The 9061-nt window shown below is 39.9% G+C and carries 13 protein-coding genes and 1 pseudogene; 12 read left to right on the forward strand and 2 right to left on the reverse strand.

Translation table 11 applies throughout. The features are described from left to right. Nucleotides 1-573: IS110 family transposase (locus ACYQ2L_RS16830; protein ID WP_460058226.1), on the reverse strand; the 573-nt coding region annotated here is incomplete at its 3' end. Between the two features lie 322 nt (nucleotides 574-895). Here ACYQ2L_RS16830 and ACYQ2L_RS16835 point away from each other — a divergent pair. The 12 genes and pseudogenes from ACYQ2L_RS16835 (at nucleotide 896) to ACYQ2L_RS16890 (ending at nucleotide 8192) form a co-directional block, all read left to right on the forward strand. Continuing rightward, entirely contained in the window at nucleotides 896-1138 is a 243-nt protein-coding gene (locus ACYQ2L_RS16835; RefSeq protein ID WP_460058228.1) for a DUF6364 family protein, read from the forward strand. Continuing rightward, the gene (locus ACYQ2L_RS16840) at nucleotides 1119-1529 is read left to right on the forward strand and encodes a PIN domain-containing protein (protein ID WP_460058230.1); all 411 of its coding nucleotides are present in this window, start codon (nucleotides 1119-1121) and stop codon (nucleotides 1527-1529) included. The genes ACYQ2L_RS16835 and ACYQ2L_RS16840 overlap by 20 nt, the downstream gene beginning before the upstream one ends. A 177-nt stretch (nucleotides 1530-1706) precedes the next feature. Next, nucleotides 1707-2672, forward strand: coding sequence for a Fic family protein (locus ACYQ2L_RS16845; RefSeq protein WP_460058232.1), 966 nt, complete (start codon nucleotides 1707-1709; stop codon nucleotides 2670-2672). Between the two features lie 376 nt (nucleotides 2673-3048). Further along, the gene (gene estX / locus ACYQ2L_RS16850) at nucleotides 3049-3891 is read left to right on the forward strand and encodes a macrolide esterase EstX (protein WP_460058234.1); all 843 of its coding nucleotides are present in this window, start codon (nucleotides 3049-3051) and stop codon (nucleotides 3889-3891) included. A 161-nt stretch (nucleotides 3892-4052) separates the two neighbouring features. Beyond that, on the forward strand, nucleotides 4053-4286 hold the full coding sequence (locus ACYQ2L_RS16855; RefSeq protein ID WP_460058236.1) for a CopG family transcriptional regulator: 234 nt from the start codon (nucleotides 4053-4055) through the stop codon (nucleotides 4284-4286). Continuing rightward, a complete protein-coding gene (locus ACYQ2L_RS16860; RefSeq protein WP_460058238.1) occupies nucleotides 4228-4551 on the forward strand; it encodes a type II toxin-antitoxin system RelE family toxin in 324 nt (107 codons plus the stop codon). Before ACYQ2L_RS16855 ends, ACYQ2L_RS16860 begins: the two co-directional genes overlap by 59 nt. A gap of 310 nt (nucleotides 4552-4861) precedes the next feature. Then, complete coding sequence (locus ACYQ2L_RS16865) at nucleotides 4862-5146, forward strand: hypothetical protein (protein WP_460058240.1); 285 nt, start codon at nucleotides 4862-4864, stop codon at nucleotides 5144-5146. Between the two features lie 37 nt (nucleotides 5147-5183). Further along, complete coding sequence (locus tag ACYQ2L_RS16870; RefSeq protein WP_460058242.1) at nucleotides 5184-5522, forward strand: PIN domain-containing protein; 339 nt, start codon at nucleotides 5184-5186, stop codon at nucleotides 5520-5522. An 84-nt stretch (nucleotides 5523-5606) separates the two neighbouring features. Beyond that, on the forward strand, nucleotides 5607-5816 hold the full coding sequence (locus tag ACYQ2L_RS16875; RefSeq protein WP_460058244.1) for a hypothetical protein: 210 nt from the start codon (nucleotides 5607-5609) through the stop codon (nucleotides 5814-5816). A 259-nt stretch (nucleotides 5817-6075) separates the two neighbouring features. Then, nucleotides 6076-6522: pseudogene (locus ACYQ2L_RS16880) on the forward strand (GNAT family N-acetyltransferase). A 108-nt stretch (nucleotides 6523-6630) separates the two neighbouring features. Next, entirely contained in the window at nucleotides 6631-7683 is a 1053-nt protein-coding gene (locus tag ACYQ2L_RS16885; protein ID WP_460058246.1) for a DUF4037 domain-containing protein, read from the forward strand. A gap of 23 nt (nucleotides 7684-7706) precedes the next feature. Continuing rightward, entirely contained in the window at nucleotides 7707-8192 is a 486-nt protein-coding gene (locus ACYQ2L_RS16890) for a GNAT family N-acetyltransferase (RefSeq protein WP_460058248.1), read from the forward strand. Between the two features lie 253 nt (nucleotides 8193-8445). Here the strand turns inward: ACYQ2L_RS16890 and ACYQ2L_RS16895 are convergent, their stop codons facing one another. After that, a complete protein-coding gene (locus tag ACYQ2L_RS16895) occupies nucleotides 8446-8916 on the reverse strand; it encodes an RNA polymerase sigma factor (RefSeq protein ID WP_460058250.1) in 471 nt (156 codons plus the stop codon). Nucleotides 8917-9061 lie beyond the last annotated feature (145 nt).

Below are 9061 nucleotides of genomic sequence, written 5' to 3' on the forward strand. Positions count from 1 at the left end.
AAGATCTGCCTCGATCATGTTCCGGACCAAAGGATCAGTGAAACGCTGTTCAATTCCGTTTCTGAATGACTGAGTCCGCAGGCTCCTGGTAAAACCGGGATGATTATATTGGCTGTTGGTATTCTGGATGTGAGCAAAAAGCTGTGATTGCTGCCGCACGAAATACTCCCGCCGCCTGAGTAGATCACGGGTTGCTCGCATCCGACGGGGGTACACATAGGCAATCGGAAACATGCCTCCTCTCATGAGAGAAGCAATTTTCCTGGAATCAATTCGATCATTTTTGGTTTTCCCACCATGAATAGCTTTCATGTATAGTGCATGACCGAGAATGAAGGGAACTGAATGATCCTCACAGTAATCAGCGATCCAGTACCAGGTGAACATACATTCCACGCCGACCACAATATCGGAACTGAATTGTGACAGCACTTTGCCAAGGTGCTCCGGATCCGCCGGCATATTCCGGTGAAACAGAATATCTGCATGCTGATTCATGACGCACACATACATTTCTCTTGCATGAAGATCGATTCCTGCATAGAATTCATGTTGGTCAGTAAAGAATCTCATTAGGGCCTCCTTGTCCGGAAGTTTTGTTCTACGGTAAGTATACCGTGCCTCCACATGGGAGGCCTTAATGAGTATCAGGTGCATTAACCTGACAGCCTACTGTCATGGTTTTTGCTCACTCCGGCTGCGCCGGGCAAAAACCAAGCCAGTTTAACGGCTTGCAGGTTATGCAAACGTTATGCACCCGCTTTGCGGGCAAAGGAAAAAACTATTAAGAATTGAACATTTGTGCATAAACTAATTCACGTAGCATATAAATCTGAGCATACGTGACCATTGATTTGTACGTGTATGTATGTTATATTGTTACGTGGAGGAAGGCATGAATAAAAAACTTACACTCAATGTCGATGAATCAATTATTGATTTTGCAAAAAAATATTCAAAGGTGAATAATCAATCAATATCAAAAATATTTGAAAAATATTTAATAAGATTAAAAGATGAAACGAAAGACACTGATTTTTCTGATGACGCAAGAGAATTATACGGAATAATAAATAAAGAGTCATTTCCAGATAAAAAAGTAATTAGAAAAAGTTTTTATGAAAAAAGTATTAATTGATTTAAATATAATTATCGATTTTTTAAATAAGCGGAACGATCATGAAGCCGCATTAGCTGTCTATGATAAATGTGTAAAAAAAGAAATAAAGGGATATGTAGCTTCTCATGAAATAACGACGTTATCTTATTTCTTGGAAAAAGAAAAATATGACAGAACAAAGAGAAATAAAATAATTTCAAAATTATTGGACAGTTTAAGTGTGTTGACAGCACATAAAGACATTTTAAAGAAAGCGTTATTCTCAGTCTTAAACGATTATGAAGATGCTGTGATTGATGAACTGGCATCAAATGAAGAAATAGATTATATCGTTACAAGAAATTTGAAAGATTTTAAAAAATCAAAAAACAAAATATATTCAGCCAGAGAAATATTGGATGTAATTTAATAAAAATTAATCTGCATAACAAACAGTTGGAGCAGATTTGTCTATGTCACGGTTCTTGCATACGCAAGAACACGCGCCATTTAACGCCAAACAGCTCAACTCAATGTTAGCCATACCCTTTGGGCTGTGGAGTAGAAAATACTTGAAAATAGTATCATATGATACTATCATGTAGATATGAAACCACCTTATACCATCACACAAAAAATTCTTGAACTCTATGGACTAATAAATGAATCTCTAGGCATTTGTAAAAGCTTATTGTTAGTAAAGCCTGAACCAAGATTGAGAAAACAAAACAGGATCAAGACAATTCAATCATCGCTTGCAATAGAAGGTAATACTCTTAATATTGCTCATATAACAGCTTTGCTTGAAAACAAAAAAGTCATTGGACCAGAAAAAGATATTAAAGAAGTTGAAAATGCAATTATAGCATATGATATGTTAAACAGTTTGAATCCACTTAATCAAAAAGATTTTCTAAAAACTCATTCCATTCTATTGAATGGATTAATTTCGGAACCTGGACATTATCGAAAAAGCCAAGCTGGAATTATGAAAGGACAGAATGTTTCACATATAGCTCCAGGTTATGATATGGTTCCTCATCTTATGAATAATCTTTTTGATTATCTAAAAAAAGATAATGATATGAACTTAATAAAAAGCTGTGTATTTCATTATGAAATGGAATTCATTCATCCATTTGAAGACGGTAACGGACGAATGGGTAGAATTTGGCAGACTCGATTATTAATGAATGTGAATCCAATATTTGAATATGTTCCCATCGAAAAATTGATAAAAGATAATCAAGAGAAATATTATCATGCACTTGGGATATCTGATAAAGCAGGTGAGTCTACAAGCTTCATAGAGTTCATGCTTGATATAATTAATAGCTCTTTACAAGAAACTATAAATGAATCAAGTTCTGTAAATAATGACTATAATAAAAGAAGTGAATATGCATTAAATATTTTGAATGATTGGTTTGATAGGAAAGAATATATTTTAGTTTGCAAAGGCATATCAACTGCTACTGCCAGTAGAGATTTAAAGCAACTATTAGAAGATAATAAAATTGAGTCAACTGGGACTGGTAGAATGACAAAATATCGAAAAAAAGAAAATGGCTAACACATATAAGGCCTCCCCCTCCTGCCGTCAAGACATAAAGTGAGTCCGGCCTCGATTTAGTTCGATTCCTGAGTCTTGTGCTGACAGATCATGCCGGAGATAGTACGCAATCTGATTGGAAGTGCAGAACAACGGTCTGCACCAAACGCATATCGACGTTCGCGTTCGCTAACGTGTCGTAGAATCAATTCTGTACCCGGTTCTGCCTGATGCAATTTGCAAGAGGTCAGCAAAGCTGCCTCAGTTAGGTGTGCAGGTCAGATCGGGACATCATGATTTTTGCTGTTCCGGCTTACGCCGGGCAAAAACCACGCCAGCTTAACGGCAAGCTGGTTATGAAATCGTTAACCCAAAAAAAGACGGGGGGAATTTAAGTATGAAAGAAATGGTTAATTTTGATAATGCAATATCACTCTATACCGAATCATTCGGCAACCCGACCCATGAACAAATTATTCTGATCATGGGGGCAATGTCGTCTGCGGTATGGTGGCCTGATGAGTATTGCTCTCAGTTAGCGGCAATGAATCGCTATGTGATCCGATACGATCACCGCGATACTGGGCAGTCGACTAGCTATGAGCCAGGTAAGGCGCCATATTCTGTCGAAGAGTTAGCGGATGATGTGGTTCGCGTCATCGATGGTTATGATCTGGAGGCTGCTCATTTAGATGGCATGTCTTTGGGGGGATTTCTTTCCCAGCTTGTAGCTCTCAAGTATCCGAAACGTGTGAAGAGCTTGACGCTGATCGCTTCAGAGCGGCTTTCAGATGCAGATCCTAATATGCCCGCTTTTGATCCTGCCATCATCGAGTATCACCAACGGGCGAAATCACTGGATTGGTCTGATAGAGATGCTGTCGTCTCGTATCAGGTCGGAGCGTGGCGAATTAACTCGGGTTCTGCACATATTTTTGACGCTGAGAAGATACAAAATATTGCTGAGTTAAATTTTGATCGTACTCCAAATATCCTGACAACATTCAACCACACTACTTTAGGTGGTGGCGAGAAATGGCTCGGGAGATTAAATGAGATAGCTGTACCAACTTTGATCATTCACGGCACGGAAGATCCTGTACTTCCTTATGTGCATGGGTTGGCACTTAAAGATGCGATTCGTGGATCAAAAATGCTGACACTTGAAGGCACGGGGCATGAGTTGCATCATGAAGACTGGCCAAGGATTATCCAGGCGATTAAGGGGCAAACGTCATAGCTATCGGTCGAATCTTACAACAATTTGCTGCACCGGAAAAAATAACTCGCTGGCGCTCGTCATTTTCCGGTGAGCAAGGCGTTAGGCAGGCCCTGCGGGCGCAAAAAAACTAATTGACAGATAGAATATATTTGAATACATTTGAAGCAGGGAGGCAATCAATGTCAAAGACAATTACAGTAAGGCTTGATGATAAAATTTATGAAATGTTTAAAAAAGCCGCAGACGGTCAAAAAAGAACAATATCAAACTATATTGAGTATGCAACCCTCAACTACACAGTGAATGAAACGATTGTGGATGATGCAGAAATGACTGAGATCATGGCTTATTCAGATGAGCTACAAAAAGGACTATCTGACATCAGCGCTGGAAGGTACACTATTATTGAATAAATATAAAATTGCCGAGACCGAAACATTCAATAAAAAAATCAAGAATAGAAAATATGAATTTCTTTATAAAAAAATTACTGACTACGTTTATCCAATATTAAGAAACAACCCATACTTCGGTCCCAATATAAAAAAGCTAAAAGGTGAATATAAAGATATTTATCGATACAGAATTGGGAATTTCCGGCTATTTTATAAAGTTTCTGATGAAATGGTAATAGTATTCATCATTGATATTGAGGCAAGAAAAGACTCGTATAAATAATCACATAATTTGCCTAACACATATATAGCCTCCTGCCGTCAAGACATAAAGTGAGCCCGGCCTCGATTTAGTTCGATTCCTGAGTCTTGTGCTGACAGATCATGCCGGAGATAGTACGCAATCTGATTGGAAATTCTTAGATTGGGAGTGCAGTACAATGGTCTGCACCAAATACATATCGACGTTCACGTTCGCTAACGTGTCGTAGAATCCAACTGAATGTTAGCCAGACACTAAACGCGCCTGAAGAAGATGGAAAAAACAAAAAATGAACTAATATATACTCATCAATGGTTCAGGAGGACTTGCTATGAAATCTATAACCGTCCATGGAATTGATGATATTCTTGAAAGTAAGCTCAAAGAAAAATCAAAAGAATATAAACTTAGTCAAAACAAAACCGTGAAGTTTTTGCTCGAAGAAGCTCTATCCATAAAGGGCAAGAGATCAGGAAAAGTGAGTTTTCGTCTTTGTTCGGACGATGGAGCAAAAATGAGCAAATCGAATTTGAAGAAAGAATCAAGGACATGGAATCGATTGACGATTCAGATTGGCAATAATGAAAAAAATACTATTGGATACAAATGCATATAGCCATTTTATGGCTGGTGATCAAGTAGTATTTGACTAAATGATCGAATCCGAAACGATCTATTTAAGCACCATAGTAGCCGGAGAGTTATTTGCGGGGTTTCATAGAGGAAAAAGAATTTCTGATAATCGAAGAGTATTATTAGACTTCATAGACAAACCGAATGTTGAATTATTTGATGTGACAATCGAAACATCGGAAATCTTCGGAGAAATAAAAAGTCAACTAAAGAAGACCGGCAAAATGATTCCGCTAAATGATATATGGATTGCTGCGCAAACAATTGTAACGGGCTCGAAATTAATCACTTGTGATAAACACTTCAATGCCATAAACGGACTGAGAGTCTGGGATGAAATTAATAGGTATAATGGCTAACGTGTGCATTAACTTGACAGCCTTCTGTCATGGTTTTTGCTATTCCAGCTGCGCGAAGAAATAGAAGAATCAAGGGAGATCGACATGGACACGGAAGTTTATTTGCTATGCAAGAATTGTAATGGTATTACAGATGGAATTGGTAGCGGTGATATCGAGGATTTCATTTCTTGTTCTGGTTGTGGGGGAAAAATGGTTCGAGCAAGTTTTATTGGAATGCTAAAGCCATTAGGACTTAAAGAAAAACGGTTTTATATCGAGAAAGATAAATTCGATATTTCCGTTAAAGAATAAGTAAAGTGCATACTTTATAAATGAAGATATGCCCTATGTGAAAAAAAATACGAGACAAAGGATGTTTGTGATTGATGGCGATACATATTTCTGGAAAACCATTTTCTCGAACCGGAAATATATGTATCTCATTATCCATATGAATTAGAAAAAATCAAAGAACGAGCAGCATGCGCAGAACTACGTTACCAAACATTCGAAAAAAGCGTTTTGCATAAATACATTACCGGGCAGCTGGTCGCTGGTGGAGAAATTAAACATGAATGCACCTGAAAGAACTGGACAAAGGCTGAGCATACGTCTCATTCAAAGGAATGATGCCATGGCGATTTATAATCTATTCTCACATTCCAGTGTTTGTGAATTTTATGATCTATCACCTTTTACAGACCTGAACCAAGCAGTAGAGCAAATCGAAAAATGGCTGAAGAACTATGATCAGGATAAACAACTCCGATATGCAATCTGCGAAGACAATTACGTTATTGGTACCTGCGAATTATATTCTATCTATCGCCATCAGAATCGTGCAAATATAGGATATGATCTACTTCCTTCAAAATAGAATAAGGGGTATATGACAGAAGCTTTACAACTGTTTCTACAACTATGTTTTCACAACTGGAATTTTCACCGTATTCAAGCCCTCGTACTTCCGGAAAACAGTTCATCAGTGAGATTACTCTCTAAAATTTGGCTTTACTAGCGAAGGTATATTGAAAGATTTTGAAAAATGGCATGGACGTGGATATGTTGATCTTCAAATATTTGCCTTGATTAAAGACGAATAGCAGCAGAAGATGGTGGAAATTACATGAGTAGTTATACATTTATTCCCGGAATTGAACTGAACCGCGCCTTCTATTTTGAGGTTGTAAAACCATTATTAGAAAAAGCGTTCCCGGACATCAATCATTCAGCATCTCTCATCGGCTACGGATCCGATGTTCTCGGGTATGATAATCCAACCTCGATGGATCATAACTGGGGACCGAGATGTCAGATCTTCCTGGATCAAGACTCGATGTCCAGAAAGGATGAGTTGCACCAATACTTCAGTATGAACTTACCTTTAGAGTTTAAAGGATTCCCGACAAATTATACTGATCCGCGCAAAGATGCCACCCAAAGTTTGTCACCGACAGAGACATATCCCATAACACACCTCATTGAAATCTGCGAACCTGACCAATACTTCGCACACTATCTGGGATTACGGAGTATGAGTGAGTTAACAGATAAAGTATGGCTTGACCTTAATGACCAGGCCTTGCTGGAGCTGACAAAAGGTGAAGTATTCCACGATGGCTTACAAACGATTCGTGAATACCGCAAACTATTAAAGTGGTTTCCGCAGTCCGTGTATATATTGCGTCTGGCTTCGTTGTGGATGATGGTAGCGAATGAAGAGGCATTTATAGGCCGTTGTATTGAACTTGATGATTACATCGGACTGAAGATTATTTCAACGCGAATAGTAAATACGCTTCTTAAAATTCTATTCTACCTTGAAAAACAATATGTGCCGTACAGCAAGTGGTTCGGCACTAACCTGAAGTCACTGTCGAACTTCCCGCTTATAGAGCCTTCGCTACGGAGCATATTATCAACATCAGAACCGAACGCAATTACTGAAGTGTTGAATGAGCTGTACCGCACGGTAATCAATATTCATAATCAGCAGACTGATCTGCCTGGATTGGATAATACGATAACGAACTACTACGGTCGGCCATATTGTGTGATTGATGCTGGTTCCATTTCATCGACGCTGCAAGCACCGGTCACATCCGAACATCTCCAACATGTCAATGTTGAGCGCATCGCCCTGAGTCTAAAGGTTGATTCAGTGGATCCTACTGAATAGTACTCAAGGGAGAAAAACGAAGAATGAATTACAGAATTGAAAACATTACGAATCAAGAACACAAATCAGAATACACAGAGAAAATTCTAAAAAATTTACCCGACTGGTTCGGAGATGAATCAGCTACCCAGGAATTTGTTACAGATGTGAAAGCACTCCCCTATTGGGCTGCATTTGCTGATGAAGAATGCATAGGGTTTATCAGTGTAAAAATCCACCATAATCGAACCGGTGACCTTTTTGTCCTTGGTGTTGCTGCCGAGCAACATGGAAACGGGATGGGAAGATTATTATATAAAAAAGCAGAAGAATATTTTATCGCGAAACAGTGTGATTTTGTCCTCGTCAAAACATTGAGCGATGATGTGAATTATGAACCGTATAAAAGAACTACTGCCTTCTATCGAAGGCAGGGATTCAAAGAGTTAATTACTCTAACGGAAATGTGGGATGAAGAAAATCCTTGCTTGTTGATGATCAAGGAATTAAATAAGCAGAAGAATTTTTAAGAGGTGCATTAACCTGACAGCCTACTGTCATGGTTTTTGCTGTTCCGGCTGCGCCGGGCAAAAACCACGCCAGCTTAAAGGCTTGCAGGTTATGCAAATGTTGACCCTTCGGGCTTAGGAGTAAATAAATTATAAGATGAGCTTTTTGCAATTTCCTCAGATTAATAAATAATCACGTCTTCCATAAAGGAACCGGAATCTGTCAAGATAGTTTCCGCCCTCCTTATGGCCAAGATGGTCAGCATGCGCGCCCTCACTCGGCCAGCAGGATCCGCAACTTGCGCCTGAGCTCATACAGGCGGTACTTCACAGTTCCTTCTGGAAGACCAATGATTTCACCGATCTCAGCGACTCGTCGACTTTCCACGTAATAATAACGGTACAGAGTGCAGTCGAGTGGAGGGAGTTTTCCAATCAGAAGAGCGAGGTCGGACGGCGGCCCGTAGCGATTGTCTGGAACGGCATCATCGGGGAGCGAGACCGTTTGACGCCACGCAGATCCGCGCCGCCGATCTGCGAGGTGTACGTTCCGGCAGACTGCGTAAAACCACGTACCGACCGCCGAGGAACCGCGAAAGCGGGGGTAGCCCGAGAGAACGGCTACGCACGCCTCCTGGACGATATCGTCTAGCTCCTCGTCGCGATAGCCCTTCCGAAAAAAGAATCCACGCATCCGGTCAAGATGAGAGGCGATGACATGACCAGCAGCATTCTGACTGTTCAATTTTTTACGGGTCTTGGCGGAAGATACGCGAGCAGCTTCTCGGTGAGAACGTGCGTATAATCCTGCAGCGCGATCGACTCGAGTCCGTCGACGAGGATGTCGAGCCGCCGAGCTTCAGTCTCGAGCGCAGTCTTCTTGTACGTCT

Source organism: Spirochaeta dissipatitropha (genome assembly GCF_054657935.1).